At 68.7% G+C, this 25,492-nt stretch carries 30 protein-coding genes; 6 read left to right on the top strand and 24 right to left on the bottom strand.

Annotated elements, in window-relative coordinates:
• Positions 1-49 precede the first annotated feature (49 nt).
• From G3M62_RS03110 to petA, 3 genes are read right to left on the bottom strand one after another with little or no spacing between them, the layout of a single operon-like run.
• On the bottom strand, positions 50-904 hold the full coding sequence (locus G3M62_RS03110) for a cytochrome c1 (protein ID WP_165184641.1): 855 nt from the start codon (positions 902-904) through the stop codon (positions 50-52).
• A gap of 5 nt (positions 905-909) precedes the next feature.
• A complete protein-coding gene (locus G3M62_RS03105; RefSeq protein ID WP_165184639.1) occupies positions 910-2,229 on the bottom strand; it encodes a cytochrome b in 1,320 nt (439 codons plus the stop codon).
• 5 nt (positions 2,230-2,234) lie between these two features.
• The gene (gene petA, locus G3M62_RS03100; RefSeq protein ID WP_165184637.1) at positions 2,235-2,786 is read right to left on the bottom strand and encodes a ubiquinol-cytochrome c reductase iron-sulfur subunit; all 552 of its coding nucleotides are present in this window, start codon (positions 2,784-2,786) and stop codon (positions 2,235-2,237) included.
• Between the two features lie 203 nt (positions 2,787-2,989).
• Here petA and G3M62_RS03095 point away from each other — a divergent pair, with 203 nt between their 5' ends.
• The 3 genes from G3M62_RS03095 (at position 2,990) to hemF (ending at position 4,811) form a co-directional block, all read left to right on the top strand.
• Positions 2,990-3,451, top strand: coding sequence for a tRNA (cytidine(34)-2'-O)-methyltransferase (locus G3M62_RS03095; RefSeq protein ID WP_165184636.1), 462 nt, complete (start codon positions 2,990-2,992; stop codon positions 3,449-3,451).
• A 46-nt stretch (positions 3,452-3,497) separates the two neighbouring features.
• Positions 3,498-3,818: a hypothetical protein gene (locus tag G3M62_RS03090; protein WP_165184634.1), complete on the top strand. Its 321-nt coding sequence runs from the start codon at positions 3,498-3,500 to the stop codon at positions 3,816-3,818.
• A 120-nt stretch (positions 3,819-3,938) separates the two neighbouring features.
• A complete protein-coding gene (hemF, locus tag G3M62_RS03085) occupies positions 3,939-4,811 on the top strand; it encodes an oxygen-dependent coproporphyrinogen oxidase (protein WP_165184633.1) in 873 nt (290 codons plus the stop codon).
• Between the two features lie 4 nt (positions 4,812-4,815).
• Here the strand turns inward: hemF and G3M62_RS03080 are convergent, their stop codons facing one another.
• From G3M62_RS03080 to G3M62_RS03045, 8 genes are all read right to left on the bottom strand, one after another.
• Positions 4,816-5,667 (bottom strand): alpha/beta hydrolase, encoded by an 852-nt coding sequence (locus G3M62_RS03080; protein WP_165184631.1) that lies wholly within the window; start codon positions 5,665-5,667, stop codon positions 4,816-4,818.
• 7 nt (positions 5,668-5,674) lie between these two features.
• Positions 5,675-6,346, bottom strand: a complete 672-nt coding sequence (locus G3M62_RS03075) for a hypothetical protein (protein WP_165184629.1) — start codon at positions 6,344-6,346, stop codon at positions 5,675-5,677.
• 98 nt (positions 6,347-6,444) lie between these two features.
• Entirely contained in the window at positions 6,445-7,092 is a 648-nt protein-coding gene (locus G3M62_RS03070; RefSeq protein WP_165184627.1) for an Isoquinoline 1-oxidoreductase subunit, read from the bottom strand.
• A gap of 58 nt (positions 7,093-7,150) precedes the next feature.
• A complete protein-coding gene (locus G3M62_RS03065) occupies positions 7,151-7,846 on the bottom strand; it encodes a glutamine amidotransferase-related protein (protein ID WP_165184624.1) in 696 nt (231 codons plus the stop codon).
• 177 nt (positions 7,847-8,023) lie between these two features.
• Positions 8,024-9,277 (bottom strand): CCA tRNA nucleotidyltransferase, encoded by a 1,254-nt coding sequence (locus G3M62_RS03060; RefSeq protein ID WP_165184623.1) that lies wholly within the window; start codon positions 9,275-9,277, stop codon positions 8,024-8,026.
• A 139-nt stretch (positions 9,278-9,416) separates the two neighbouring features.
• Positions 9,417-10,052, bottom strand: a complete 636-nt coding sequence (locus tag G3M62_RS03055) for a CoA pyrophosphatase (protein ID WP_165191175.1) — start codon at positions 10,050-10,052, stop codon at positions 9,417-9,419.
• A 2-nt stretch (positions 10,053-10,054) separates the two neighbouring features.
• A complete protein-coding gene (locus G3M62_RS03050) occupies positions 10,055-10,630 on the bottom strand; it encodes a DUF1285 domain-containing protein (RefSeq protein WP_165191176.1) in 576 nt (191 codons plus the stop codon).
• A gap of 188 nt (positions 10,631-10,818) precedes the next feature.
• Complete coding sequence (locus tag G3M62_RS03045) at positions 10,819-11,337, bottom strand: GNAT family N-acetyltransferase (RefSeq protein WP_165184621.1); 519 nt, start codon at positions 11,335-11,337, stop codon at positions 10,819-10,821.
• A gap of 257 nt (positions 11,338-11,594) precedes the next feature.
• Between G3M62_RS03045 and G3M62_RS03040 the strand changes: the two genes are divergently transcribed.
• Positions 11,595-12,881: an MFS transporter gene (locus G3M62_RS03040; protein WP_165184620.1), complete on the top strand. Its 1,287-nt coding sequence runs from the start codon at positions 11,595-11,597 to the stop codon at positions 12,879-12,881.
• A 139-nt stretch (positions 12,882-13,020) separates the two neighbouring features.
• On the opposite strand, the gene G3M62_RS03035 is transcribed toward G3M62_RS03040, so the two are convergent.
• Positions 13,021-13,500 carry a GNAT family N-acetyltransferase gene (locus G3M62_RS03035; RefSeq protein WP_165184618.1) on the bottom strand — a complete coding sequence of 160 codons (480 nt, stop codon included), beginning with the start codon at positions 13,498-13,500 and terminating at the stop codon, positions 13,021-13,023.
• On the opposite strand from G3M62_RS03035, the gene G3M62_RS03030 reads away from it, so the two are divergent.
• Positions 13,501-13,836 carry a TfoX/Sxy family protein gene (locus tag G3M62_RS03030; RefSeq protein ID WP_165184617.1) on the top strand — a complete coding sequence of 112 codons (336 nt, stop codon included), beginning with the start codon at positions 13,501-13,503 and terminating at the stop codon, positions 13,834-13,836.
• Between the two features lie 57 nt (positions 13,837-13,893).
• Here G3M62_RS03030 and G3M62_RS03025 read toward each other — a convergent pair whose 3' ends face one another.
• The 8 genes from G3M62_RS03025 to G3M62_RS02990 form a co-directional block, all read right to left on the bottom strand.
• A complete protein-coding gene (locus G3M62_RS03025) occupies positions 13,894-14,766 on the bottom strand; it encodes an SDR family oxidoreductase (RefSeq protein WP_165184615.1) in 873 nt (290 codons plus the stop codon).
• Positions 14,763-15,281 (bottom strand): hypothetical protein, encoded by a 519-nt coding sequence (locus G3M62_RS03020; protein ID WP_165184614.1) that lies wholly within the window; start codon positions 15,279-15,281, stop codon positions 14,763-14,765. The genes G3M62_RS03025 and G3M62_RS03020 overlap by 4 nt, the downstream gene beginning before the upstream one ends.
• Positions 15,281-16,249 carry an SDR family NAD(P)-dependent oxidoreductase gene (locus tag G3M62_RS03015; RefSeq protein ID WP_165184612.1) on the bottom strand — a complete coding sequence of 323 codons (969 nt, stop codon included), beginning with the start codon at positions 16,247-16,249 and terminating at the stop codon, positions 15,281-15,283. The genes G3M62_RS03020 and G3M62_RS03015 overlap by 1 nt, the downstream gene beginning before the upstream one ends.
• Positions 16,250-16,288: 39 nt before the next feature.
• Positions 16,289-16,702 (bottom strand): DUF3995 domain-containing protein, encoded by a 414-nt coding sequence (locus G3M62_RS03010; protein ID WP_165184611.1) that lies wholly within the window; start codon positions 16,700-16,702, stop codon positions 16,289-16,291.
• Entirely contained in the window at positions 16,703-17,473 is a 771-nt protein-coding gene (locus G3M62_RS03005) for an enoyl-CoA hydratase (RefSeq protein ID WP_165184609.1), read from the bottom strand.
• A complete protein-coding gene (locus G3M62_RS03000) occupies positions 17,470-17,910 on the bottom strand; it encodes a MarR family winged helix-turn-helix transcriptional regulator (protein ID WP_165184608.1) in 441 nt (146 codons plus the stop codon). Before G3M62_RS03000 ends, G3M62_RS03005 begins: the two co-directional genes overlap by 4 nt.
• A 163-nt stretch (positions 17,911-18,073) precedes the next feature.
• Entirely contained in the window at positions 18,074-20,026 is a 1,953-nt protein-coding gene (locus G3M62_RS02995; RefSeq protein ID WP_165191174.1) for a methyl-accepting chemotaxis protein, read from the bottom strand.
• 164 nt (positions 20,027-20,190) lie between these two features.
• Positions 20,191-21,288: an MBL fold metallo-hydrolase gene (locus G3M62_RS02990; RefSeq protein ID WP_165184606.1), complete on the bottom strand. Its 1,098-nt coding sequence runs from the start codon at positions 21,286-21,288 to the stop codon at positions 20,191-20,193.
• A gap of 141 nt (positions 21,289-21,429) precedes the next feature.
• On the opposite strand from G3M62_RS02990, the gene G3M62_RS02985 reads away from it, so the two are divergent.
• Complete coding sequence (locus tag G3M62_RS02985; RefSeq protein WP_165184605.1) at positions 21,430-22,770, top strand: hypothetical protein; 1,341 nt, start codon at positions 21,430-21,432, stop codon at positions 22,768-22,770.
• Between the two features lie 198 nt (positions 22,771-22,968).
• On the opposite strand, the gene G3M62_RS02980 is transcribed toward G3M62_RS02985, so the two are convergent.
• The 4 genes from G3M62_RS02980 to G3M62_RS02965 form a co-directional block, all read right to left on the bottom strand.
• Entirely contained in the window at positions 22,969-23,511 is a 543-nt protein-coding gene (locus tag G3M62_RS02980; RefSeq protein ID WP_165184603.1) for a TetR family transcriptional regulator, read from the bottom strand.
• A gap of 61 nt (positions 23,512-23,572) precedes the next feature.
• Positions 23,573-24,355, bottom strand: a complete 783-nt coding sequence (gene proC, locus G3M62_RS02975; RefSeq protein ID WP_165184602.1) for a pyrroline-5-carboxylate reductase — start codon at positions 24,353-24,355, stop codon at positions 23,573-23,575.
• A gap of 178 nt (positions 24,356-24,533) precedes the next feature.
• Positions 24,534-25,040 carry a type III secretion system chaperone family protein gene (locus tag G3M62_RS02970; RefSeq protein WP_029912089.1) on the bottom strand — a complete coding sequence of 169 codons (507 nt, stop codon included), beginning with the start codon at positions 25,038-25,040 and terminating at the stop codon, positions 24,534-24,536.
• A gap of 126 nt (positions 25,041-25,166) precedes the next feature.
• Entirely contained in the window at positions 25,167-25,421 is a 255-nt protein-coding gene (locus G3M62_RS02965) for an accessory factor UbiK family protein (RefSeq protein ID WP_165184600.1), read from the bottom strand.
• Positions 25,422-25,492: the final 71 nt, after the last annotated feature.

Below are 25,492 nucleotides of genomic sequence, written 5' to 3'. Positions count from 1 at the left end.
GGGCCCGGCGTCGCCGCCGGGCCCTCTTGTCTTCAGGCTGTAGAGCCGATCAGTGCGACTCGTTCTTCCAGACCTTGCGGTAGCTGGCGTAGAGCAGCCCGGCGAACAGCACCAGGTACAGCAGGACGGCGAAGCCGGTCTGCTTGCGCTCTTCCAGCTTGGGCTCGGCGGCCCACATCAGGAAGGCCGACACGTCCTTGGCTTCCTGATCCAGCGTCGACGGCGTGCCGTCGTCGAAGGTCACCTGGCCGGCCTTCAGCGGCGGAGCCATGGCGATGAAGCCGCCCGGGGGCGTGTGTTCCTTGGGGCCGGTCCAGTACGAGCTCAGGTCACCCGTCATGTACGGATTGTAGTGCTGGGCCTCGGTGATCTTCAGGCCGGCCGGCGGAGCCGAATAGCCGGTGACGATCGAGTAGATGTGGGCCGGGCCGGCTTCGCGGGCCTTGGCCAGCAGCGACATGTCTGGCGGCAGGGCGCCGCCGTTGCTGGCGCGGGCCGCGGCTTCGTTCGGGAACGGCGAGGGGAAGCGGTCGGCCGGGGTGGCCGGACGCTTGATCGCATCGCCAGTCTCGTTGTCGATGTCGGCGACCTCGTAGTCCTTGGCGATCGCCTTGACGTACGGGTTGTCGTTCGAGTTCGGGTACTTCTTGTCGTAGAACGGACCGCCCTTGTCGCCGAGGTTGCGGAAGCTGACCAGGCTCATCGCGTGGCAGGCCGAGCAGACCTCGCGATAGACCTTGTAGCCGCGCTGCAGCTGGGCCTGGTCGAACTTGCCGAACACGCCGTCGAACGAATACTGGACTTCCTTGGCTTCAAGCGCGCCGTGGGCGGCCAGGGCCGGGCCGGCGACGCCGGCCGTCAGGAGACCCGCGACCGCTGCGATGACGGAGAATTTGCGCAGCATCGGGATCAGCCCTTCATTTCAGGCGCGGCGGTCGCTTCGGCCGGCACGGTGGCCGGGTGCGACAGGGCGGGAGAGGCGATGGAATCCGGCACCGGCAGGGTCTTTTCGGTCAGGCCCAGCAGCGGCAGGATCACCAGGAAGAAAGCGAAGTAGTACAGCGCGGCCGCGCGGCTGAGCCACACGAAGCTGTTCAGGTCCGACGACATCACCTGGAAGGTGGTCAGGTGCGGGATGACCTGATCGTCCGGCAGCTTGGCGCCGCAGACGCCCAGGATGCAGCACGCCACCACGAAGATGAAGAAGTGGATCTTCGCGGTCGGGCGGTAGCGCATCGAACGCACCTTGGAGGTGTCCAGCCACGGCAGGGCGAACAGGCAGGCGATGGCGCCGAACATGGCCAGCACGCCCATCAGCTTATCCGGAACGGCGCGCAGGATCGCGTAGAACGGCAGGAAGTACCATTCTGGAACGATGTGCGACGGCGTCACCAGCGGGTTGGCCGGGATGTAGTTGTCGGCGTGACCCAGGGCGTTGGGCATGAAGAAGACGAACCAGGCGAAGAGGATCATGAAGACGCTCATCGCGAACCCGTCCTTCACCGTCGCGTACGGGGTGAAGGGAAGGGTGTCGGCCTTCGACTTCGGCTCGACGCCGGTCGGGTTGTTCTGGCCGACCACGTGCAGGGCCCAGATGTGCAGGATCACGACGCCCGCGATCATGAAGGGCAGCAGGTAGTGCAGCGAGAAGAAGCGGTTCAGGGTGGGGTTGTCGACCGCGAAGCCGCCCCACAGCCAGGTGGTGATGCTCTCGCCGACCAGCGGCAGGGCGCCGAACAGGTTGGTGATCACGACCGCGCCGTGGAAGGACATCTGGCCCCAGGGCAGGACGTAGCCCATGAAGGCGGTGGCCATCATCAGCAGGTAGATCACGCAACCCAGCAGCCACAGCACTTCGCGCGGCGCCTTGTAGGAGCCGTAGTAGAGGCCGCGGAGCATGTGGATGTAGACGGCGATGAAGAACATCGACGCGCCGTTGGCGTGCATGTAGCGGATCAGCCAGCCGTAGTTCACGTCGCGCATGATGTGCTCGACGGAGGCGAAGGCGTGGTCGGCGCTCGGCGTGTAGTGCATCACCAGGATGATGCCGGTGATCAGCTGCGAGGCCAGGCACAGCGACAGGATGCCGCCGAAGGTCCACCAGTAGTTCAGGTTACGCGGCGTGGGGTAGTCGACGAAGCTGTCGTAGCCCAGGCGCACGATCGGCAGACGGGCGTCGAGCCAGCGCTCGAAACCGGTCTTGGGTTCGTAGGTCGAATGTCCGCTCATCTCGCTTAACCGATCTTGACCTTGGTGTCGGACAGGAAGGCGTACTCCGGAACGATCAGGTTCTTCGGAGCCGGACCCTTACGGATACGACCCGAGGTGTCGTAGACCGAGCCGTGGCACGGGCAGAACCAGCCGCCGTACTCGCCGCCGCCGAAGGTCGGGACGCAGCCGAGGTGGGTGCAGTTGCCGCCGACGATCAGCCATTGGGCCTTGCCCGGCTTCACGCGCGCCGAATCCTTTTCGGGATCCTTCATCGAGGCGCTGTCGTCCGCGACCGCCTTGGCGATTTCCGCCTTGGTGCGGTTACGCACGAACAGGGGCTTGCCGCGCCACTTGACGACGACCTGCTGGCCTTCGCCGACCTTGGTCACGTCGAACTCGATCGACGCCAAGGCCCGCGTGTCGGCGGAGGGGTTCATCTGATCGATGAACGGCCACGCGATCGCGGCGGCGCCGCCAGCGGCGACCGCCATCGATGCGATGTAAATGAAATCCCGGCGGCTGGGGTCTTCCCCATGCGCCGGATCAGTCTTTGCGCCCACGGCGGTGTCGGCCACCCAAGTCACCCTTCGATGCCGCCGCGCCGCCATAAGCGGCCCGGCCTGGAGAAACGCCTGTCGGCGCATACTGTCTGGACCCGCGAACGGGTCTTCGCCACAAGGGGCAAAGCGGATCGTCCTATCGGACGCGCGGACGAAGTCCGCAAGCCCTTTCGATTCGCAGCCAATACCCCTGCTGGCTCTATGGTGGTTCGCTTAGAATGCGGCTCGCGCTTTTTCAACCCGGCATTCCTCAAAACGTGGGGGCGGCCATTCGCCTGGGCGCCTGCCTGGGGGTGGGCCTGGACATCATCGAGCCTTGCAGTTTCCCCTTGGACGACAAGAGCTTGAAGCGCGCGGCGCTGGATTATGGTCCGTTGACGCACATGATCCGCCACGCCTCGTGGGAGGCGTTTCTCGCCGCGCCCGAACGTCGCGAGGGTCGCTTGCTGCTGTTCACCACCAAGTCGACCACGCCGTTCCACAAGTTCACCTTTCAGGCAGGCGATACCTTGTTGTTCGGCAATGAGAGCCGCGGGGCGCCACCGGAGGTGCACGCGGAGGCCTTCTCGCGCCTGACGATTCCCTTGCGGCCGGAGGCCCGCTCGATGAATCTGGCGACGACGGCGGCCATGGCCCTGGGCGAGGCCCTGCGGCAGACGGACGGTTTTCCGGGCGACTGATCGCCCGGCGCTCGATCCCGGGCGCCCAGAACGACGGAGACGACCCATGCGCATCTTCCTGACGGTCCTGGCCGCGATCGCCGGCCTCGGCGCGGCGCCCAGGCCGGCCCCCACGACCGACGGCGTCGCCCGCGCCTTCCCGCACGAGGCGGGCGTCGTCGACCTGATGGTCACCGGGCCAGCGGCCAGGCAGCTCTATGACCGCCTGCCGGGCAAGGGCCAGAGGGACGAGTGCGCGGCGGTCGGCCTGCTCAAGGGCGGCGGCAAGATCTCGTGCTCGAAAGGCGACGACGGCGAATATGTCTGCCATGTCTGGCTGAACGTCCCCAAACAGACCCTGGCCCCGCCGGAGGAGGACGACTGCTGATCGTCCATCCTGGTCGCCCCCATCCTGGTCGCCCATCCTAGTCGCGCCGCCCTCCGCAAAACCCCTTAGGCGGCGCTGCGGATTTGCGCGGCGCGCGCCAACCTCGTAATCGGCTTGACCATGACCGACGCTCTCTCCCTCGACCAGAAGAAAGCCACCGCCCGCGCCTGGTTCGAAAGCCTGCGCGACCAGATCTGCGCGGAATTCGAGCGCCTGGAGGACGAGGCTCCGGCCGACCTCTACGCCGGAGAGCCCGGCCGCTTCGCGCGCAAGCCCTGGGACCGCGAGGCCGGCGGCGGCGGGGTGATGTCGATGATGCACGGCCGTCTGTTCGAGAAGGTCGGCGTGCACTGCTCGACGGTGTTCGGAACCTTCACGCCGGAAATGGCCAAGAACATGCCCGGGGCCGACGAGGATCCGCGCTTCTTCGCCACCGGCATCAGCCTGATCGCGCACATGACCAATCCGCGCGTGCCGGCCGTGCACATGAACACGCGATTCATCGCCACCACGAAAAGCTGGTTCGGCGGCGGCGGCGACCTGACCCCCCTGCTCGGCTACCAGCGCCAGCAGGACTTCCCGGACGCCATCGACTTCCACGCCGCCTACCAGCGCGCCTGCGACGCCCACGACCCGACCTGGCACGCCAAGTACAAGGCCTGGTGCGACGAGTACTTCTTCCTGCCCCACCGCAACGAGCCGCGCGGGATCGGCGGGATCTTCTACGACCACCACGACAGCGGCAGCTGGGACAAGGACTTCGCCTTCACGCAGGACGTCGGCAAGGCGTTCCTGGAGATCTATCCGCGGCTGGTCCGTCGCCGGATGGGCGAGGCCTGGACGCCCGAGGAGCGCGAGCAGCAGCTGATCCAGCGCGGTCGCTATGTGGAGTTCAACCTGCTCTACGACCGCGGCACGATGTTCGGCCTGAAGACCGGTGGCAACGTCGAGTCCATCCTCAGCTCGATGCCGCCCGCGGTGAAGTGGCCGTAGCGGCCTAGGGCCAGGTCGGCGCGCCGCCTTTCAGGACGTTGGCCGCGAACCCTGCCGCCGCCTGCTGGCGCGGCTGGATGGCGCCGCCCGCGCCCGGGGCGCTCGGCGGGAAGTAGTCGCCATGGTCGTAGCCGAGGCCGTCGGCGATCGGAAAGCCCCTCGCATTGTCTGGAATCGTACGCGACCACTTGGGGCCGTAACGCCCCAGGGCTCCATGCCAGGGGCTGTCACGGTCCCCGAAGAAGATATCGCCCGCCCAGTCGCCGATCGGATAGGCCAGCTTCAGCACCTTGTCCTTCTTGGAGGCCAGCCAGGTCAGCAACTGGCTGTTGGCGACCGAGACGTCGTAGGGCTTTTCCAGACAATTGTCGTCGGTCGCCGACGCCATCAGGCACACACGGGCCGCCTTGCGCTGGAGGCCGGCCACCGCCTCCAGCGCCAGCCGGCAGCCCAGGCTGTGGGCCACGAAACTGACGTCTGTCGCCCCGCCCAGGGTGGTGTTGACGAACCGGGCCAGGGCCTTGCCGCCGTTGACCGCGTCGCGCCATTCGCCGGGATAGTTGATCGCCGGGATGAAGAAGTCGCCCGGCCACAGCACCCCCACGCACAGGAAATTCGGGGGCAAGGCCAGTTGCGTCTCCAGCCGCGCCAGCGACCGCAAGCCCTTGTCGTACGAGACGTTGAAGCCGTGGACGGTGAACACCAGGCTTCGCCCCGCCACCCGCTGGGCCGCCTCCCGGCTGTTCAACGACACCATCCGGGGCGCGGCGTCCCCGACGGCACCCTCGATCAGGTAGGGGTCGCTCCTGAGGCCGCCGCCCACCGAGGCGTAGCGCAGATTGACATAGAGGCCCATGGCCGCCTCAGACGCCGCGCGTCGACTTGACCGCCTGGGCGGCCGCCGTGAGCGCGCTGACAAGGTCCTTGGCGATCGGCGCGATCGGCACCGCCAGCACGCCGACGAACACCGCCATCCAGGGATCGATCCGCGCCTGCGGGGTGGACAGGAGATCCGCCGCCCAGACCGCCAAACCCACGGCGATCAGGCCGGCCATGACCCGCGCGATGTTGCGATAGGCCTGTTCGGCCAGGTCGAAGCCCGCGTCCAGGCGGGCCACGACCGCGGTCTCGACGCGACCGATCAGGTTGATCTCGTCCTCGCCCAAGGGCGCGCCCTCGACCAGCATCGCGGCGGCCTTGCCGAGCGCGACGGGATCGACATTGCCGATTTCGGCCAGCTGGGGGGCGGTGTCCGCCGACAGCCCCAGCCGCAGCAGCGATCGGATCACGCCGATCTGCTCGTCCCTTGGCCGCCCGTTGATCCAGTGCGCCATGATCACCGCTTCCCACTGGTCGCCGGCCGCGCGGGCCAGCACCTTGTCGAAAAGCCGCAGCACCTTGCGGATGTGACCAAAGCCGATGCGCGAGACGCCGCCGCCCGGCACGGCCTTGAGCGCGTCCACGAGACTCATGGCGGCCATGCCCAGACCACCGACCGCGAGAATGATCGCGATGAGCGTGTTGAAATTCGTCATGCCCCTTCCCCCTCAAGGATGCATGGATCGTACGCCGGTCACGCGAAATATGCTATAGGTTGTTAACCTAATTTCACTCTCTTTTTAAGATCGACTCATCACGCTTTCGGGCACTTCGCCCCGGTGTCGATCCAGGCCCGCACCAACTCGCCGAACCGCGCCTGCGTGCCTGGCGCCGGCTTGCGCCCCTCGCCCGGGTTCCAGGCCCAGCCAACCAGATGATCCTCGGCCATGTGGTGGTGCAGTTCAGCCAGGCCGCGCCCGCCGTTGCGCGCCGGATCCTTGATCTGGGCGCAGATCGCGCCCAGCGACTTGCCCTGCCAGGCCATCTCGACCGGGGCCAGGGCCCATTTCGGATCGCCGGGGATCGACTTGATGTCCTGCCCCCAGGTCGGGACGTTGGCGGGGCCATGGCACGACGAGCACGGCATGCCCACCGGCCCGTGACCGCTCTGGCCGGCCACCATCGGTGGATTGTGCGGATGGCGGTCGTCGCCCTGGGTGGGGGCGCGCTGGACCGGGTGACAGTTCATGCAGCGCGGACTGTTGATCACCTTGCCGGCCTCGGTGAACAGGGCCACCGAGCGGACGGCCGGGTCCTTGATCGACACGAAGTCGGCGGCGCTCTTGAGCGTTTCAGCGGGCGCCGCAGGCGGTGCGGCGGGCGCGGCCGCGCCGACGCTGGACAGCAGCGCCCCGCCGACCATCAGCGAACCGGCGGCCAGCACGATGGCAGCAGCTCTCATGATCTGATCTCCCGCGTTTCAGCCGGAACGGCCGAGGCGCGGTCAAGGTTGCCTGATTTCAGGTGTTCCGCGAGAGAAAGGCCTGGATCCAACCGCCGACCCGCAGGCGGTCATTCGCGCCTCGCAGGCTGGCGACCGCCGCGTCGGCCTGGGCGTCGGTGAAGCGGCTGCCGCGCCGGGCCTCGATCAGGGCCTCGGCATAGGCGGGGTCGAACTCGGGGTGGAATTGCATCGAGATGGCCGGCCGGTCATCATAGACCAGGATCCCGGCGGGGGTGAAAGCGCTGCCGGCCACCGCGCGGGCGTTGGGCGGGATGGCGATCACCTGGTCCTGGTGCGAGGCCGGCACGGCGACCGTGGCGTCGACGCCCATCCAGGCCTGGGCCTCGGCCACGTCGTAGCGGTGCAGACCCACGCCCCAGCCCTTGTCGGACTTCGTCACCTTGCCGCCGAACGCCTCGGCCATGACCTGGTGACCGAAACACACCCCGACCAGCGGCTGGTCGCGGGTTTGCACCAGAAAGGCCTTCAGCGGCTCGATCCACGGCAGGTCGTCATAGACCCCGGCCGCCGAGCCCGTGACGACATAGGCGTCGCACTCGGCCGGGTCGGCGGGCAGGACGCCGGCCTGGACGTCGTAGGTGACATAGGTGTGCTCGGGCCCCAGCAGATCCTGAAACATGCCGCCGTAGCGGCCGAAGGTCGGCAGCAGGGGCTCGGGCGGTTCGCCGGTCTCGAGCAGGCCGATCTTCATGGGCGGGGTCTCCGGGAGAGGGGCGCTGTCTCGATATAGGGAGCTTCGCTTCCCACCCAAGCTTGTCATCCCGGACAAGCGAAGCGCAGATCCGGGACCGCCGGAAGCGCCGAGTTCACGCGTCGGTCCCGGATCGGCGCGCTGCGCGCTTGTCCGGGATGACAGCGGTTTTGCCCCCTAGAACACCATCCCCTGCGCCACGGCCTTCAGCCGCTCGATGGCCGAGAACTTGTCCTCGATGAAGTCCTGGTCGATCCACCAGATCTCGACCTCGCGCATCACTTCGCCGACCATCGGGCCCTTGGGCACGCCGGCCTTGAGGATCTCCTCGCCGGTCAGGGGGAAGGCCGGGGGCGTCCAGCTTTCGCCCAGGGCCAGCAGGCCGCGCCACTGCGGCGTGGTGGCGGTGCGCCCCGCGCCGGCCCAGGCCAGCTTGACCCGGTCGCTGAAGGTCTTGACGCCCAGGGCGTAGACCGCCCGGCGCGTCTCGCGCGGGCTCATCCAACTGACGATGCGCGGCGACTTGCCCACCGCCTCGACCAGTCGCTCCTTGAGGGCGTTGGACAGCCGCAGGCGCTCGGCCATCTGCTCGGCGATCTTGGGATCGTCGGGGATCAGGGCCGCCAGGCGCAGCTCGGCGTCGTTCTCGAACAACTGCTCGGTCTCGATGGTCATCAGCCCCTCGAACCGGGCCAGCGACTTCACGAACGGCAGGATCGAGGACAGCACGCTGGTCGCCGCCATCAGGCGCAGGGCCGGGCGCGGGTCCTCGGCCGCCAGCAGCTTCAGCAGCTCCTTCTGGGTGCGTTCGGCGGCGCGGCCCTCGACCATGCCCTTCAGCGCCTTGCAGGCGGCCAGGGCCTTCTGGTCGGCGTCGCCCTTGCCGTACCAGGCATGGAAACGGAAGAACCGCAGGATGCGCAGATAGTCCTCGCGGATGCGGGTCATCGGATCGCCGACGAACACCACCCGGCCCTCGCGGGCGTCGTTCACCCCCTCGCCGGTCGGGTCGTAGAGGCGGCCATGGATGTCGGCGTAGAGGGCGTTGAAACGGAAATCGCGACGCTCGGCGTCCTGGTCCCAGTCCTGGGTGAACGACACCACCGCCCGGCGGCCGTCGGTCGAGACGTCGCGGCGCAGGGTGGTGATCTCGTAGGGGCGGCCCTTCGAGATGGCCGTGACCGTGCCGTGATCGACGCCGGTGGGGATGGCGCGCAGACCCGCCTCGCCCAGCGCTTCGATCACTTGGTCCGGGGTCAGGGTGGTGGCGATGTCGATATCGTCGATGGGCTTGCCCATCAGGGTGTTGCGCACGCAGCCGCCCACGAAGCGCGCGCAGCCCGGAAAGCCCCGGGCCTCGAGCGCCGCGATCACGGCCTGCGTTTCCGGCAGCGCCATCCATGGCGCCACGCCTATCGTCTCGGTGTTCACGCTACTCCCCCAGGACACGCAACAAGCCCCCGCTACGCGAGGGCGACGCATTTCAGACGAATATCCCGGGCGGACAAGCCTCTAGATAAGCTTAACCATAGATTGTTCAGAGGTTTACGTAAGGGAGCCTTTGGGCGCCCTAGGTTTCATCCGGCGCGTGGAGGCGCTCGTATAGTCCGCGCAGCATGCCCGCGGTGGCGCCCCAGATGAACCGCTCGTTCCATGGCATGGCGTAGAAGAAGCGCCGCTCGCCGTCGGGCAGGTCGCGGTGCTGGCGCTGGTGGTTGCCCGGATCCATCAGGAACGCGAACGGCGTCTCGAACACGTCGGCCACCTCATCCGGGCTGGCCTCGAAGGTGGCGGCCGGATCGATGAAGCCCACCACCGGGGTGACATGGAAGCCGGTCACCGTGCGATAGCCGTGCAGCAGGCCGGCCAAGGTCACGAACTTCGGGTCGAGATTGACCTCTTCCTGGGCTTCGCGCAGGGCGGTCTCCCAGGGCGTCTCGCCGGGATCGCAGCGGCCGCCGGGAAAGGCGATCTGGCCGGTGTGGCTGCGCAGGGTGTCGGACCGGCGGGTCAGCAGCACGGTCATGCCCGCCTCGCGCTCGACCAGGCCCACCAGCACGGCGGCCGGCCGCAGGGCGTGGGGATTGTCGGGCCGCAAGGTCGGATTGAGATCGAAGTCCGACCGCGCCGCGTCCAGGCTCGGATCATAGTCGCTGATCGGGTCGAGCTTGCTGGTGATCCAGGCCCGGCGCTCTTCCCTGGTCATCGTCATCCGCGATGCGCCCCGGCCGGAGCGATCGCGAACCAGGCGCCGTTCGAAGCCACGCCCAGGCGCGGTCCCTCGGGCGTGTCGCGCTCGGCGGCCAGCTCGGCCAGCTCGTAGAACACCGACCGGGCGATCAGGGCCTCCAGCCCGCGCCGCACGTGCAGATAGGGTCGGGGCTCGCCGGTCGCCGGGTCGGTCTCGACACGAACGGCGTTGTCGGGACCGGCCTCGACCACGTCGCCGACATTGGTCTCGAAGCGCAGGGCGCCGCCGATCTGGTCCACCCGCGTGGCGATGAAGGGGGCGTCCTCGACCTGGATCTTCAGCTTCTCGACCGGGGTGACCAGGTGATAGCCGTCCGGGTCCAGCCGCAGCACGGTCGAGAACAGGCGCACCAGCGCCTCGCGGCCGATCGGCGTGCCCTCGTGGAACCACACCCCGTCCTTGCGGATGCGGATGTCGATCTCGCCGCAATGGTCGGGATGCCACAGATGCACCGGCGGCAGACCGCGCTCGCCCGCGACCTTGGCGGCGGCGGTGACGCCTGCGAGGCCGGAGGGGGCGGGATCGGCGGTCATGGGTTTCAGGTAGGGCAAGCCGGCCTTGGGCTCAAGGCTCGCCAAGCCTCCCCCTGTGGGGGAAGGTGATCGCGAAGCGATCGGTGGGGGGAGTTTTGGGGGGCCTTGATCATAGGTCCGGCCATCTGCCGATCCCCCCACCGTCGGCTTCGCCGACACCTCCCCCACAGGGGGAGGCTTTAGGACCTTCAGCCGATGCGGATCGGCCCGACCAAGCCGGCGTCACCGCCGTCGACCAGCGCCTTGACCAGCACTCGGCGCTGATCGGCCGGTCCCGGCATGACGGCCTGGGACACCGGCGCGGCCGAGAAGCCTACCCGGCCGAAATAGGGGGCGTCGCCGACCAGCAGCACCGCGCGCCAACCGGCCTTGGCCGCCGCGTCACAAGCGGCCTCGACCAGGGCCTGGCCCAGGCCGTGGCTGCGCTCGTCGGCGTCGACCGCCAGCGGGCCGAGGAAGGCGACCGGCGCATCCCCGACCACGACTGGCCACAGCCGCACGCTGCCGATCACCCGGCCTTCGAGCAGGGCCACGAACGAGCAGTCGTCCAGCTTGTGGTTGCCCTCGCGCAGGCGTTCGGACGACTTGGCGAAGCGGCCGGGGCCGAAGGCGCGATCGACGAGAACTTCGACGGCGCGAGCGTGCTCGGGCCGCTCGACGATGACGACAGGGAGATGCGGCGAAGGAGCGACGGCGGAAGACGACATGGGCGCTAAACGATCCGGAACACGAAAAGGGGACATAGCCCCGGATCGTGACGCGGCCGAGACGGCCGCTTCCGGGGCGTTCAGACGCGGACTCCGGTCCGCGCGGCGCAGGTTCGTCGCAGGCGTCGCATAGCGGCGCTCCCTTCCATTCGAGGGGCGCGAAATAGGGCCTGGGGCGCTTGGCGTCAACGAAATCAACTGTCCTATCAAAGAAACGCGATTGCGGTGACGCTCGGTCAAGGACATGGTCCGCGCCGATGACCGACCTCCCCCCTGATCCCGACTCCGTCCCCTCGGCTCTCGAAGTGGCGGACACGTCCATGCGCGCCCTGCTCAAGCAGCGCGACTTCCTGTTCTTCTGGGGCGCGCGGTTCCTGGCCACCCTGGCGGTGCAGATCCAGGGCGTGACGATCGGCTGGCAGGTCTACACGCTGGCCCGCGAGACCGGACACAACGAGGGCCAGGGGGCCTTCCTGCTGGGCATGGTGGGCCTGGCCCAGTTCATCCCGCTGTTCTTCCTGACGCTCACGGCCGGCGAGACCGCCGACCGCCACGACCGCAAGATGATCATGACCGCCGCGATCGGCGTCGACATCCTGTGCGCCGCGGGCCTGGGCCTGCTGGCCTGGTCGGGACACACGGCTCTGTGGCCGATCTTCGCCATCGCCGTGTTCTTCGGCGCCGGCCGCGCCTTCCTGTCGCCGGCCTCCAGCGCCATGGGACCGATGCTGGTGCCGCGCCCGCTGCTGCCGCGCGCCATCGCCTGGAACTCGCTGTCCTGGCAGAGCGGCTCGATCATCGGCCCGGCCCTGGGCGGCCTGCTGTGCGCGATCTCGCCGGCCGTGGCGTTCGGCTCGTCGGCGGGCCTGTTCCTGGTCGGCGGACTGTTCCTGCTGGGCATCCGTCAGTCGACCAAGCCGGTCGTGCAGCCGGGCTCGCGCTGGACCCTGATCAAGGAAGGCCTGGTCTATACCTGGCGCAACAAGATCGTCTTCGGCTCGATCTCGCTGGACCTGTTCGCCGTGCTGCTGGGCGGGGCCACCGCCCTGCTGCCGGTGTTCGCCCGCGACGTGCTGCATGTCGGGGCCGAGGGCTTCGGGATCCTGCGCGCCGCCCCGGCCGTGGGCGCCACCCTGGTGGCGATCTTCCTGGCCAGCCACACGATCCGCCGTCGCGCGGGCCTGCTGATGTTCAGCGCCGTGGCGGTGTTCGGCGCGGCGACGGTGGTGTTCGGCCTGTCGCAATGGACCTGGCTGTCGGTGGCGGCCCTGGCGATCCTGGGCGGGGCCGACATGGTCTCGGTCTACATCCGCCAGACCCTGGTGCAGCTGGTCACGCCCGACCCGATGCGCGGCCGCGTCGCCGCCGTCTCGGGCCTGTTCATCAGCGCCTCCAACGAGCTGGGCGAGTTCGAAAGCGGCGTGGCGGCGCGGTTCCTGGGCCCGGTCGGCGCGGCGGTGTTCGGCGGCGTCGGGGCGCTGGTCGTCACGGGCGCCTGGGCCAAGATGTTCCCGGAACTGCGGAAAGCCGACCGGCTGGAGTAGGCTCTAAAATCCGCTCATCCCGGCGAATGCCGGGACCCAGATGGAATGGCTTTGGGGCTGACGCCATAAGCGCTGAGCCCTTCCAGCCCGATACACCGCTATAGGATCTGGGTCCCGGCGTTCGCCGGGATGAGCGGAATTAAAGATTGGCCAGCTTCGCCAGCGCATCCCCCGTCATCCGCCGCACGATCCACTCGTCCATCGCCGCCGCGCCCAGGCTGTCATAGAAGGCGATCGACGGGGCGTTCCAGTCCAGCACCGACCATTCCAGCCGGCCCAGGTTCTCGTCCACGCAGCGCCGCGCCAGATTGGCCAGCAGGGCCTTGCCCGCGCCCGAACCCCGCGCCGACGGCCGCACGAACAGGTCCTCCAGATAGATCCCGTGCCGGCCCACGAAGGTCGAGTAGTTGTAGAACCACACCGCGAAGCCCACGGGCTGGCCGTCGATCTCGGCGATGTCGCAGAAGGCCTTGGGGTTTTCGCCAAACAACGCCACCGTGACGTCGCCTTCAGTGGCCCGCACGTCGTCGAGCAGCTTCTCGTATTCGGCCAGGTTGCGGATGAACTGCAGGATCAAGGCGCTGTCCTCGGGGACGGCGGGGCGAATGGCGACGGGCATATGGCGGTCTCTTCGGACTATCTGGATTTCGTGCTCGAACAGCTGGCGCCGGTCGGGCCGCTGACCTCGCGCAAGATGTTCGGCGGAGTCGGGCTCTACGCCCAAGGCCTGTTCTTCGCCCTGATCGACGACGACACCCTCTACCTCAAGGGCGACGAGACCCTGCGCCCCGATTTCGAGGCGGCCGGCGGCGTTCAGTTCGCCCCGTTCGGCATGAGCCCCATGGCCTACTGGTCCGCGCCCGCCGAGGCGCTGGACGAGCCCGAGCTGATGGTCGCGTGGGCCCAGCGATCGATCGCCGTGGCGGCGGCGCGCAAGACGCGGAAGGTGAAATAGGCCGCAGGCTTGGTCGGGGACAGGCACATGTGCCTGTCCCCAATCCCAATCGCAGCTCTACCCGATCACCACGCCCGGCGGCGGGACGCTGTCGTCGGGCACGAAGAAGTCCGGCAGCAGGCTGGCGGTCGGGTCCACGCGGTACTTGTCGAAGTCGCGCACGCCCTCGGCGTACAGGAACGTGTCGTCGATCACGAACTGGCCGGTGAACTCGCGCGAGGGCTTGAGGAACATCGCGTGGGCCGCGTCGGCCATGATCTCGACGGTGCGGCAGTGCTTGAGGCCTTCCTCGCCGGTCAGGGCGAACTGGATGGCGGCGGTGGCGATGGCGGTGCGCGGCCACAGGGCGTTGCAGGCCACGCCGTCGGCGCGGAACTCCTCGGCCATGCCCAGCATGCACAGGCTCATATTGTACTTGGCCATCGAATAGGCGACGTGCGGCGCGAACCACTTGGGCTTGATGTCCAGCGGCGGCGACAGGGCCAGGATATGCGGATTGGCCGCCTTCTTCAGGTGCGGCAGGCAGATCTTCGAGGTCAGGAACGTGCCGCGCCCGTTGATCTGATGCATCAGGTCGTAGCGCTTCATGTCGGTCGACAGCGTGCCCGTGAGCGAGATCGCCGACGCATTGTTCACGCAGATGTCGATGCCGCCGAAGGTCTCGACCGCCTTGTCGACGGCGGACTGGACGCTGGCCTCGTCGCGCACGTCGACGATCAGCGGCAGGGCCTTTCCGCCGGCCGCCTCGATCTCGGCGGCGGCGGTGTAGATGGTGCCGGGCAGCTTGGGATGGGCCTCGGCGGTCTTGGCGGCGATGACGATATTGGCCCCGTCGCGGGCGGCGCGCAGGGCGATGGCCAGGCCGATGCCGCGCGAGGCGCCGGTGATGAAGAGGGTTTTTCCGGCCAAGGTCTTGTCTTGCGTGCTCATGCTTCTGCTCTCGATGCGGTTCTGGCCAGGATGACGCCGGCGGCGACGAAGCCGAGGGCGAAGCACCAGGCGGCCAGGCGATGGGCCAGACCCTGATCCTTCAAGGCCAGACCGGCAAGGCCGATGACGAAGGCGGCGATCCATAGCGCCGCGGCCATGCGGAAGGGTCCGCGCTTGGCCAGCAAGGTCGCGCCGATCACGACCATGCCAATCGACCAGATCGCCGAGGCCACGGTGTAGGACGCCGCACCCCAGATCCCCGCCGCCGAGGTGCGGACCAGCAGCACGCCGCTGACCGCGATCACGAAGCCGAACAGGCCCGGCCAGCCCATCGCCTGGCCGGCCAGCCACTGCACGCCCAGCATGCCGAACAGCAGCAGCACGTCGATCAGCACATAGGTCGACAGGCGCATCGGCTCGGAGAGGTGCGGATAAAGCAGCGGCCCGACCAGGTCGATCAGTCCGCCCACGACGGCGGCGGCGCCGGCCAGGCGCCAGACGGTCTGCTGCCGCATCAGGCGCCGGCCCCGGTGGTCTTCACCGACAGCGCCCACAGGCGGTCGGCCTGCTCAGGATCCAGGGCGTAGGGCATGACGCCCGACCAGCCGGACTCCTTGGTCCACGGCGCGGCCTCGTGAAGGTCTTCCAGATAGAGGCCGCCGACGCCGTCCAGCTCGCCGCCCACGGCCGCCCAGACGCTGGTCGAGGCGCCCTGGGCGGGCGTCTTGAAGCCCTCGCGCACCTTGCCGTCGTCGTCGATCCAGCCCATCGCCTTCTGCTCTTCCAGCGGCAGGTGGCGCTGCAGCGGCGTCATGATGCCGCCGGGCATCACCGAGAAGGCGCGCACGTTCCGGTCCTTGAAGCGCTGATCGAAGCCGACGGCGAACAGGGCGTTGGCGGTCTTGGCCTGACCATAGGCCTCCCACTTGTCGTAGGGGCGGTGGCGGAAATTGGGATCCTCGAAATGCACCGGGCTGCGACGGTGGCCGATCGACGACAGCGACACCAGGCGCGAGCCCCAGCCCGACTGGGCGCCCGCCACCAGGTTCGGGGCCAGCAGCACCGACAGCAGGAAATGGCCGAAGTGGTTGGTGCCGATCTGCATCTCCAGCCCGTCCTCGGTATAGGCGAGCGGGCAGGCCATGACCCCGGCGTTGTTGATCAGCAGGTTCAGCGGCCGGTCGCCCCAACGCTCGGCGAAGGCGCGGATCGACTTGAAGCTGGAGAGATCCAGCATCGACCACGAGGCCTTGGCCCCCTTGGCGACAGCGTTGATCTCGGCGACGGCGGCCTCGGCCAGGTCGGGCTTGCGCACGGCGATGACGACCTCGGCGCCGGCCCCGGCCAGCGCCTTGGCGGTCTCGATCCCGATGCCGGTGGCCCCGCCGGTGACGATGGCGACCTTGCCGGTCAGGTCCTGGCCAGCGACCACGTCTCGGGCGTCGGTATAGGGCCCGAAGGCGGATTTGATGCGATCGGCCATGATGTCTCGCTCCCTTTGATCTTGTCGTTGAGATTGACGCTACAGCTGCAGGATCAGAAGTCCCAGGGCGATCGACAGGCACAGCGGCCCGTAGGCGCGGCGGTTCAACGTCGCGAACGGCGTGCCCTCGGCGTAACGGAACGCCGGCGGGAAATAGGTCGCCAGGCCGCGCCCGGCGAAGACCACGAACAGGACCCAGCGCGCGGCTTGCAACCAGCCGTCCCAGGGCGTGGCCGCCAAGGTCGCCAGCACCAGGACGCCGCCGGCCGCCAGCGCCAGGGCGACCGCCGCCGAGGTCAGCAGACCGGGCGCGCGCATGCCGCGCGTGCGGCCCACCACGTGCTCGACCATCGAAGCCTCGTCATGACCCGGCCAGCGGCCGCCGAAGCCCCAGTAGAGATGGATCCCCGCCAGGGCGAACAGCGCGGCCGCCAGGACCAGGGCCAGGGCCACTCAGCCGACCTTGCTGAAGTCCGGCGCGCGGCGCTCCGCGAACGCCATGAACGCCTCGCGAGCCTCGGCGGTCTGCAGGCGGGCGGCGAACAGCTCGCCCTCCTTGTCCATCAGGGCGGCGATCGCCTCGGCGTCGCGCATCAGGCTCTTGGTCACCGTCAGAGCGCCCAGCGGACGCTTGGCCAGTTGATCGGCGGCGGCGCGGGCCTTGGCGCGCAGCTCGTCCAGCGGCACGCAGGCGTTGGCGATCCCCCAGGCCGCAGCCGTCTCGCCGCCGACCGCCTCGCCGAGGGCGAACATGGCGTAGGCGCGGGCGTGACCGATGCGGGCCGGCAGCAGCAGGCTGGACGCCGCCTCCGGCACCAGGGCCAGGTTGACGAACGGCACGGTAAGCCTGGCGTCGGGGCTGGTGAACACCAGGTCGCAGTGCAGCAGCATGGTCGTGCCCACGCCCACGGCCTGGCCCTGGACGGCGGCGACAAGTGGCCGGGTGGCCTTGGCCAGGTTCTTCAGGAACCGCATCACGTGGCGCTCGCCGGTGAAGGCGCCGGTGGCCTGGGCGGCGAAGTCCTGCAGGTCGTTGCCCGCGCTGAAGCTGTCGCCGTCGGCCTGAAACACCACCACGCGGATGGAGGCGTCGCTCTCGGCCCGCTCCAGGCTGTCGGCCAGCACGCCGTACATGGCGTTGCTGAGGGCGTTCTTCTTGTCCGGACGGGCCAGGGTGATGGTCATCACGCCGGCGTCGACGGCGACCTGAACGAGATCGGTCATGCAGGGTCTCCTTTGGGGAATTTCGATTGCAGGCTGACCAGCCAGCGGGACACCACGGCGATCTCCTCGTCCGTGAAGCCCTCGGTGAGATGGGCGTTGAGACCCTCGACCCCGGCCTTGGCCTCCTCGCGGGCCGTCTCGCCATGGGGCGTCAGGTGCAGGCGGAAGGCGCGGCCATCCTTGGGGTCGGGGCGGCGCTCGACCAGCTCGGCCCGGACCATGCGGTCGACCAGGCCGGTCATGGCCGAGGGGGCCAGGTCCAGCGCCTCGGCCGCCTCGCCGATCAGGGCGCCGTCCTTCTGGCCCAGCACGAACAGGGCTCCGGACTGGGCGGCCGTCAACCCGCCCTTGGCGGCCATCTTGGCCTCGATATAACGCTGCACCCGGCGGTGCGCGACATTCAGCAGGAAGACGAGGCGACGGTCGGGCGTGGTCATGGCGCGGGAGATTATAGTTCGCGCACGAAATATCAAACGAATGTTTCGGCGCAGACCTAGAAAAGAAAGCCCCGCCGGGGGCAACCGGCGGGGCTTGTACGCTAGGTCCTCGAGGGGAGGAGACGCCCTGGTGGTGACGCCAGGGCGATACGCTTACTGAACCCTAGAACTCTTCCCAGTCGTCGCTCTTGGGCTGGGCCGAGCCGCCGGCGAAGGCGGCCAGCTTGGCCTGGGCGGCCTTGACCGGGTTGGCGCCGGGACGGCTGGCGGCGGTGGCCGGGGCGACAGCCGGACGCGGAGCCGGACGGCTGACCTGGGTGGCCGGGGCGGACGCACGGCGGGTCGTGGAGCCCACGGCGGCTTGCGCGCCGGCGACCTGGAACCTGCCGATCATCTGCATCAGGCCGTTGGCCTCGCCCTTCAGGGCGTGGCTGGCGGCGGTCGACTGCTCGACCATGGCCGCGTTCTGCTGGACGGTCTGGTCCATCTGGTTGACCGCGGCGTTGACCTCGTTCAGGCCCGTGGCCTGCTCGGCCCCCGAGGCGGCGATCTCGCTGACCAGGCCGTCGATCTCGCTGACCTTGCTGACGATGGCCTGCAGGGCCTCGCCGGTCTGGCCCACCATCGACACGCCCTGGCTGACCTGCTGGGTCGAGGACGAGATCAGGGTCTTGATCTCCTTGGCCGCGTCGGCCGAGCGCTGGGCCAGGGCCCGCACTTCCTGGGCCACCACCGCGAAGCCGCGGCCGGCGTCACCGGCGCGAGCCGCTTCCACGCCGGCGTTCAGGGCCAGGAGGTTGGTCTGGAAGGCGATCTCGTCGATCACGCCGATGATCTGGCTGATCTCCTGCGACGACTTCTCGATCTGGTTCATGGCGTCCACGGCGCCGCGCACCACCACGGCCGAGCGTTCGGCGTCCGAACGGGTCGAGGTGACCACGCGCGAGGCTTCCACCGCCCCGGCCGACGAGCGCTTCACCGTGGCGGTGATCTCGTCCAGGGCCGCGGCGGTCTCTTCCAGGCTGGCGGCCTGCTGCTCGCTGCGGCGCGACAGGTCGTCGGCGGCCGAGGCGATCTCGTCCGACCCCGAGCCGATGCTGTTGGCGGCGTGGACGATGGTGCGCATCGCCTCTTCCATCTGGGTGATGGCGCCGTTGAAGTCGTTCTGCAGGCGCTGGTAGGCCTGGGGGAACTGGATGTCGACGCGATAGGTCAGGTCGCCCTCGGCCAGACGGGTCAGGCCCGTGGCGATGTGCTCCATGACGAAGGCCTGCTCGCGGGCGGCCGCGTCGGCGGCCTCCTGGTTGCGCACCCGTTCGGCCTCGGTCTCGGCGCTCAGGCGCTGCTGGGCCGCCTCGGCCGTGCGCAGGGCCAGGGCGTTGTCCTTGAACACCTGCACCGAGCGGGCCATCGCCCCCACCTCGTCCTTGCGCTGGGCCCCCACAACCTCAACCTCCACCGAACCCTGCGCCAGCACTTCCATCGTCCGCGAGAGGCTATTCAGGGGCTTGGCGATCTTGCTGCCGCCGATCCACATCGCGTAGAGCAGCGCCGCGCCGGCCGAGACCAGGCCGAAGACGATCGAGATCAGCGAGCCCCGGGCGGCGTCGGCCTTGGCCTTTGCGACCATCGCCTGGGTCGCGTCGCTGTGCTTGTCGATCCAGGACGCGGTGTCCTTGGTCAGGCTGGTGATGTCGGGATCGATCACGCCCATCATCATGACGGCGGCTTCGTCGATGTTCTGCAGGCCCAGGTCCGCGCCCTGGCGGGCGTTGTCATGGAGCTTCTTGAAGCGTTCGCGGAAGGTCTTCAGCTGACCCGCCGACGAGGGGTCGGCGGCGATGGCCTTGTCGAGAAACTTGTTGCCGGCCGCGAAGGCGGTGTCCAGATCCTGCGAGGCCTCCAGGGCCGACTGGGACGATCCTTCGTTGGCGACGGTCCGATAGGCGGCGTAACCGATGGTCGCGACCTGCCGGTTGAACCGCGCCGTGGCCAGTTCGGTGGGCGCGCGCTGGTCCACCAGCACCTGGGCGGAAGCTTCGATCCGCTTGGCTTGCCAGACACCCACGCCGACGCTGGCCAGGGCGACCAGGGTGAGGATGATGGCGGGCAACATCACCTTGGTGGCGATCTTCAAATTATCCAGCACGGGGGCGCTCTACCAACTGTCGTTCCGCCACCGCGGCGGATGCGGACGCAAAATCGCCCAGACCCGTAAAGTCCAGCTTAAGGATGCCCGTGAAATCGCCGTAATCCGGCAATTACGCGCAGGGACCTCGCTCAGCCCGCGGCCCGATACCAGTTCACCCCGTCCGCATCCGCCTCACGGGTCGCCAGCCCCCGGCCGATCAGGCAATTCAGGTGCGCCAGGGCCTCGCCGGTGGCCATGCCCAGCAAGTCGGGTCCAATCGGGCGGGCGAACAGGGCGCCGAACACGTCGACCACGCGCTTGGGCTCGGCCAGCTTGCCGGCCAGGCGGGCCATGGCGCGTTCATGCCCCGAGATCAGGCCGTCGATACGGGCGTGCAGCCCATGGAATGGGTCGTTGTGGGCCGGCAGGACCAGCACCTCGTCCGGCACCGTCGCCTTGACCTTGGCCAGCGAGGTCAGCCAGTCGGTCAGCGGATCGGCGTCCGGCTCGGTGGGAAACACCGAGACGTTGGACGAGATCCGGGGCAGCACCTGGTCGCCCGAGATCAGCAGGCCCAGGTCCTGGCACCACAGGCAGGCGTGGTCGGGCGAATGGCCTTGCCCCGTCACCACGCGCCAGTCGTGGTCGCCGATCCGGAAGACTTCGCCGTCGGTCATCCGGCGATAGCTGTCGGGCAGCTGGTAGATCGCCTTGCCGAAGCCGCCGAACTTGGCCTTGTAGCCGTCGATCCCTTCCTCGTCCCAGCCGGCGGCGTGGAAGAACTGCACCCCGTCCTCGGGCGCTTCGCGGCCCGTGTCGGCCACCAGCATCCGGCACTGGAAATACTCCAGCCGCGTCATCCACAGCCGCGCGCCGAACTTGCGTGCAATCCACCCAGCGAGCCCGACATGGTCGGGGTGAAGATGGGTGACGATCATCCGGGTGATCGGCCGACCTTGCAGCGCGCCGGCGAACGCCGCCCGCCAGGCCTGGGCGGTCTCCTTGGTCTGCACGCCGGTGTCGACCACCGCCCAGCCCTCGTCGTCGGCGATGGCCCAGACATTGATGAAGCCCAGCGACCCGTCCAGGGGCTGGCGCAGCCACAGCACGCCGGGCGCGACCTCGACGGCCTGGCCCGATCCGGCTTCGGGAGCGGTCTCGAACGGATAGACCAGACGCGGGCGGCGCGGCTCGGCGCTGTCTCCGCCGGCGCCTTCCCTGGCGCTGTCCTCGATCCCGTCGCGCATGTCGCGCCCTCCGTCCCACTCGGCGACTTGGCTCGATCCCGCCTGCCGTCATGATTGCGCCCCTGTCGGACGACATCTTGACCCTTGATGCAAGCGGGCCTTAAGTCCGCCGCGAGGAATTTACCCCCAGGAGACCTACCCATGAGGCCTATCGCGATCGGCTTGACGGCCGCCCTCGCGCTCGCCGCGCTTATTCCGGCCACCGTGATCTCGGCGGCGAAGGAAAAGGAAAAGCCGGCCGCCGTCGACGCCAAGGCCCGCGAGGCCGGCATGAAGGCCGCGCCCGACGTCGCCAAGGCCGCGGGCATTTCGTGCACCGTCTCGGACGCGCGCCTGATCGGTTCGGACAAGAAGACCTCGACCGACTATTACGAAGTCGCCTGTCAGCAAGGCCTGGGCTTCGCCTTGCTGGCCAAGAAGGACGCCGCGCCGCAGGCCTATAGCTGCCTGGAAACCGCCCAGGTCGGCGCCGACGGCAAGCCCAGCGCCCTGGCCTGCGTCCTGCCCGGCAACGCCGATCCCAAGGCCGGCCTCGCGCCGTACCTGGCCAAGGCCAACACCAAGTGCGACATCGAAAACGCCCGCGCCATCGGCGCCGGCGCCAAGAACGCCTATTTCGAAGTCGCCTGTAAGGGCGGCGTCGGCTACATCGTCCAGACCGCCAGCCCGGTCACCCTGGACCAGGAAGTCACCGCCAACAGCTGCCTGCTGTATGAAGACGGCGGCAATGTCAGCTGCAAGCTGACCGACAAGGCCAGCCAACTGGCCGTGGTCGACACCCTGAACGCGGCCTCGGGCAAGAACTGCGCGATCAAGGACAAGCGCTACGTTCTCAGCACCAAGACCGACAACTACTTCGAAGTCGCCTGCCAGGACGGCAAGGGCTACGTGCTGCAGCAGACCGCCAGCACCGGCGCCTTCGCCAAGGCCATCGACTGCGCCCAGGCCGGCTTCGTCGGCGGCGGCTGCACCCTGAGCGACGCCGTGGCGGCCCAGACCGAACAGGCCGGCCTCTACAGCAAGCTGGCCACCAAGGCCGGCTTCGACTGCAAGGTCGAGAAATACGGCATGCTGCCCAGCAACGACCCCCGCAAGGAGATCGTCGAGCTGAAGTGCTCCAACCGTCCGGACGGCGGCATCGGCATCTTCACCGCCACCGGCAACACCGTCTACGACTGCATCACCTCGGAAATGAACGGCTACCGCTGCAGCTTCACCAAGCAGGACGCCGCCTTCCCCCGCCTGACCGCCGACCTGAAGGGCCTGGGCAAGGGCAGCTGCACCGTCTCGGGCGCGCGCATCATCGGCCAGACCCCGACCCAGGGCTTCGTCGAAGTCGCCTGCTCGGACGGCCTGCCAGGCTGGGTGATGGCCTATCCGCTGGCCACCGCCGCGCCGAAGCCGGCCGAACTGCTTTCGTGCCTGCAGGCCAAGGGCGTGGGCGGCGGCTGCAAGCTGCCGACCAACACGACCAAAGGCTGATCGGGCCTAAGCCTGAAAACAGCAAGCCCGCCGGGAGCGATCCCGGCGGGCTTTTTTTGTTCCTTCACACCGCTCATCCCGGCGAATGCCGGGACCCAAATCCCTTAGCGGTATGGCTGATTGGAAGAGCTCAGAGCTTTTGGCGTCCGCCTCAAAGCCATTCCATCTGGGTCCCGGCATTCGCCGGGATGAACGGATTTATAAACCGGCCCCGACCTTCTCCAGGCCCGAGGTCATCTGCTTCAGGCGCTTGTCCAGCTCGGCCATGGTGCGGTTCAGGGCGCCCTCGTCATCACGCCAGACCTGCAGGGTGCGGCCCCAGACCGCCGACATCGCCGTCAGCCGGGCCGGCGTGGCGTCGACGCCGGCGGCTTCCAGGATGGCGCGGGCCGTCCGGGGAAAGCGCAGGGCCGAGACCACCACGCTTTCGGAGCGGCTGATGGCCACCAGGGCGGCGCGATGCGGCTCCATCGCCTCGATCCGGGCCATGGCGGCGTCGAACAGGCGGTCGTGCGTCGAGGCGTCGTCGGCCGAGACGGTGGCCAGGGCGGCGCGATCGAAGCGAGTCGCCAGGTGGTTCAGCACCGCGCCCTTGCCGTCGGCCCGGGCGTAGAGCTCGGCGAACGGGATCTCGGCCTTCAGGGCGATGTCGCGCAGGGTGATCTGGGTCCATGGCCGGTCGGCGGCCAGGGACAGGGCCGCGGCGGCGGCGCGATCGAGGATGTCTTCAGCGGCGGTCATGCCCGCTGAAATGGCGGTTCGGGCCTTGCAAGACAAGGGTTGGCGCGCCGCAGGGGAATCCTTAGCCCCCCAGCTCCACCGACCGCTTCACCGCCGCCTCGAGCGCCTTGGGCAGCAAATCGCCGAACCCGCTCTCGCCCATCAGCACGCCGAGCGCCGCGGCCGTGGTGCCGCCGGGCGAGGTCACCTGCCTGCGCAGTTCGGCCGGCTCCTCGCCGCCCTGGCCCAGCAAGGCCGCCGCGCCGACGATCGTGGCCCGGGCCAGCTTGGCCGAGGCCGCTGGGTCGAGCCCCTGGCCGGCGCCCGCCGCCTCCAGCGCCTCGATGAAGGCGTAGAGATAGGCCGGGGCCGAGCCCGACACGGCGGTCGCCGCGTGCATCAGCGCCTCGTCGTCGAGATCCACCGTTGTGGCGACCGGATCGAGCAGGGCGTGAGCGCGGGCGCGCGCCTCGGCGGTGTCCGCGTAAAGGCTGGCCGTGCCCAGGCCGATGGCGACAGCCGTGGTCGGCATCACCCGAGCCACGGCGCGGCCGCCGAACACGGTCGAGATGTCGGCCGCGCGCACCCCGGCGGCGATCGAGACGATGATGGCGTCGGGCGCCAGGTGCGGAACGACGTCGGCCACGGCCTCGCGCCAGATCTGCGGCTTGACGGCCAGCAGCACGGTCTTGGCGGCGGCCAGGGCGTCTAGGGGCGGATTGACGCTCGCGCCCGGAAAGGCGGCGGCGTCGACATTCGGATCGCGGATGATCAGGTCGCCGGCGGAAAACGCGCCCGCCTTGGTCCAGCCCTCGATCAGGGCCCCGCCCATGCGTCCGGCGCCGAGGAGGAGGATGGGGGTCATGAGAGAAGGCTCCCGAAACATCGTCCTTCTCCCCTTGCGGGAGAAGGTGGCCTGCGTAGCAGGTCGGATGAGAGGTCGCACCTGCCTATACGAGGGAGAACGCGGGCGCGTTCATCGACCCCTCATCCGTCAGCTTCGCTGACACCTTCCCCCACAAGGGGAGAAGGAAAGTCCAGTCCTAAGCCTGGCCGACCGTCTCGAACATGCAGGCGGCCATGGCCTCGTCCGGGGTCTTGGCGCCATGCAGCAGGAAGTCGAAGGCGGGATAGAAGCGGTCGGCGGCTTCGACGGCCGCGTCGATCATCGAGGCGGCCTGGGCCATGGTCGGGCGCTCGCCGGCCGGCAGGGCCAGGGCGTGGCGGAAGACCACCTCGCCGTCGTCGGTCCAGACCTCGAAATGGCCCAGCCAGACGCGCTGGTTGATCATCGACAGCAGTTCATAGGCGGCGGGGCGCTTGGTCTTGGAGGCGCGCAGGTCCAGCGACAGGCACAGCTGCAGGCAGTCGGCCTCGGGCCGCCAGGCGAACCACAGCTCGTAATCCTTCCAGTCGCCGGTCAGGGCGAAGGCCAGATCGCCGTCCTCGGTGCGGTCGAAGGTCAGGTTTTCGGCCGCGAGAACGTGCTCGACGACCTCCAGGGGATCCATCGCCAGCAGGACGTCGTCTTCTTCCGGTTGGGTGTCCATAAGAACCTTTGGCCCCCGGGGAGAGACGGGTCGTGGGACCCGACCAAATCACCCACTCGAGGGACTCTAATCTGCTTCGCGGTCGTCGTCACAACCGCGTTCACGTTAAGCGGGAACGAAACTCGCCTATTCGGCCGCGTTACCGGTCTTCTTGGCGGGCGCCTTTTTGGCCTTCAGCTCGGCGACTTCCGCGCGGAGCGCCGCCACCTCGGCCTTCAGGGCCTCGAAATCGTCGCGCCGGATCAGGTCGAACTCGGCGGCCAGGCGGTCGGCCTGGGCCCGCATCGCGGTCTTGGCTTCCTCGCCGGCGGTCTGGGCGATGCCCATGGCGGCCTGGGTCAGCTTGGCGAATTCGTCGAGGAAGGGGTTTTGGCTGTGCATCGAGATTCCAGGGCGCGGCGCGGTTCGTCGCGAGGCTTATATGGGAAACGAGGGATGAAAGCGAAGAGGAA

It is taken from the genome of Caulobacter soli, from assembly GCF_011045195.1.
GTDB lineage: Bacteria > Pseudomonadota > Alphaproteobacteria > Caulobacterales > Caulobacteraceae > Caulobacter > Caulobacter soli.
The sequence above is the reverse complement of the archived record's forward strand: the minus strand, read 5'-3'. Positions and strand labels throughout refer to the sequence as shown.

What these genes read in the sequence shown, in the direction of transcription:
- G3M62_RS03110 (WP_165184641.1), bottom strand. Translation starts at nt 904, where the DNA reads ATGCTGCGCAAATTCTCCGTCATCGCAGCGGTCGCGGGTCTCCTGACG.
- G3M62_RS03105 (WP_165184639.1), bottom strand. Translation starts at nt 2,229, where the DNA reads ATGAGCGGACATTCGACCTACGAACCCAAGACCGGTTTCGAGCGCTGG.
- G3M62_RS03095 (WP_165184636.1), top strand. Translation starts at nt 2,990, where the DNA reads ATGCGGCTCGCGCTTTTTCAACCCGGCATTCCTCAAAACGTGGGGGCG.
- G3M62_RS03090 (WP_165184634.1), top strand. Translation starts at nt 3,498, where the DNA reads ATGCGCATCTTCCTGACGGTCCTGGCCGCGATCGCCGGCCTCGGCGCG.
- hemF (WP_165184633.1), top strand. Translation starts at nt 3,939, where the DNA reads ATGACCGACGCTCTCTCCCTCGACCAGAAGAAAGCCACCGCCCGCGCC.
- G3M62_RS03080 (WP_165184631.1), bottom strand. Translation starts at nt 5,667, where the DNA reads ATGGGCCTCTATGTCAATCTGCGCTACGCCTCGGTGGGCGGCGGCCTC.
- G3M62_RS03075 (WP_165184629.1), bottom strand. Translation starts at nt 6,346, where the DNA reads ATGACGAATTTCAACACGCTCATCGCGATCATTCTCGCGGTCGGTGGT.
- G3M62_RS03070 (WP_165184627.1), bottom strand. Translation starts at nt 7,092, where the DNA reads ATGAGAGCTGCTGCCATCGTGCTGGCCGCCGGTTCGCTGATGGTCGGC.
- G3M62_RS03065 (WP_165184624.1), bottom strand. Translation starts at nt 7,846, where the DNA reads ATGAAGATCGGCCTGCTCGAGACCGGCGAACCGCCCGAGCCCCTGCTG.
- G3M62_RS03055 (WP_165191175.1), bottom strand. Translation starts at nt 10,052, where the DNA reads ATGACCAGGGAAGAGCGCCGGGCCTGGATCACCAGCAAGCTCGACCCG.
- G3M62_RS03050 (WP_165191176.1), bottom strand. Translation starts at nt 10,630, where the DNA reads ATGACCGCCGATCCCGCCCCCTCCGGCCTCGCAGGCGTCACCGCCGCC.
- G3M62_RS03045 (WP_165184621.1), bottom strand. Translation starts at nt 11,337, where the DNA reads ATGTCGTCTTCCGCCGTCGCTCCTTCGCCGCATCTCCCTGTCGTCATC.
- G3M62_RS03040 (WP_165184620.1), top strand. Translation starts at nt 11,595, where the DNA reads ATGACCGACCTCCCCCCTGATCCCGACTCCGTCCCCTCGGCTCTCGAA.
- G3M62_RS03035 (WP_165184618.1), bottom strand. Translation starts at nt 13,500, where the DNA reads ATGCCCGTCGCCATTCGCCCCGCCGTCCCCGAGGACAGCGCCTTGATC.
- G3M62_RS03030 (WP_165184617.1), top strand. Translation starts at nt 13,501, where the DNA reads ATGGCGGTCTCTTCGGACTATCTGGATTTCGTGCTCGAACAGCTGGCG.
- G3M62_RS03025 (WP_165184615.1), bottom strand. Translation starts at nt 14,766, where the DNA reads ATGAGCACGCAAGACAAGACCTTGGCCGGAAAAACCCTCTTCATCACC.
- G3M62_RS03020 (WP_165184614.1), bottom strand. Translation starts at nt 15,281, where the DNA reads ATGCGGCAGCAGACCGTCTGGCGCCTGGCCGGCGCCGCCGCCGTCGTG.
- G3M62_RS03015 (WP_165184612.1), bottom strand. Translation starts at nt 16,249, where the DNA reads ATGGCCGATCGCATCAAATCCGCCTTCGGGCCCTATACCGACGCCCGA.
- G3M62_RS03005 (WP_165184609.1), bottom strand. Translation starts at nt 17,473, where the DNA reads ATGACCGATCTCGTTCAGGTCGCCGTCGACGCCGGCGTGATGACCATC.
- G3M62_RS03000 (WP_165184608.1), bottom strand. Translation starts at nt 17,910, where the DNA reads ATGACCACGCCCGACCGTCGCCTCGTCTTCCTGCTGAATGTCGCGCAC.
- G3M62_RS02995 (WP_165191174.1), bottom strand. Translation starts at nt 20,026, where the DNA reads ATGTTGCCCGCCATCATCCTCACCCTGGTCGCCCTGGCCAGCGTCGGC.
- G3M62_RS02990 (WP_165184606.1), bottom strand. Translation starts at nt 21,288, where the DNA reads ATGCGCGACGGGATCGAGGACAGCGCCAGGGAAGGCGCCGGCGGAGAC.
- G3M62_RS02985 (WP_165184605.1), top strand. Translation starts at nt 21,430, where the DNA reads ATGAGGCCTATCGCGATCGGCTTGACGGCCGCCCTCGCGCTCGCCGCG.
- G3M62_RS02980 (WP_165184603.1), bottom strand. Translation starts at nt 23,511, where the DNA reads ATGACCGCCGCTGAAGACATCCTCGATCGCGCCGCCGCCGCGGCCCTG.
- proC (WP_165184602.1), bottom strand. Translation starts at nt 24,355, where the DNA reads ATGACCCCCATCCTCCTCCTCGGCGCCGGACGCATGGGCGGGGCCCTG.
- G3M62_RS02970 (WP_029912089.1), bottom strand. Translation starts at nt 25,040, where the DNA reads ATGGACACCCAACCGGAAGAAGACGACGTCCTGCTGGCGATGGATCCC.
- G3M62_RS02965 (WP_165184600.1), bottom strand. Translation starts at nt 25,421, where the DNA reads ATGCACAGCCAAAACCCCTTCCTCGACGAATTCGCCAAGCTGACCCAG.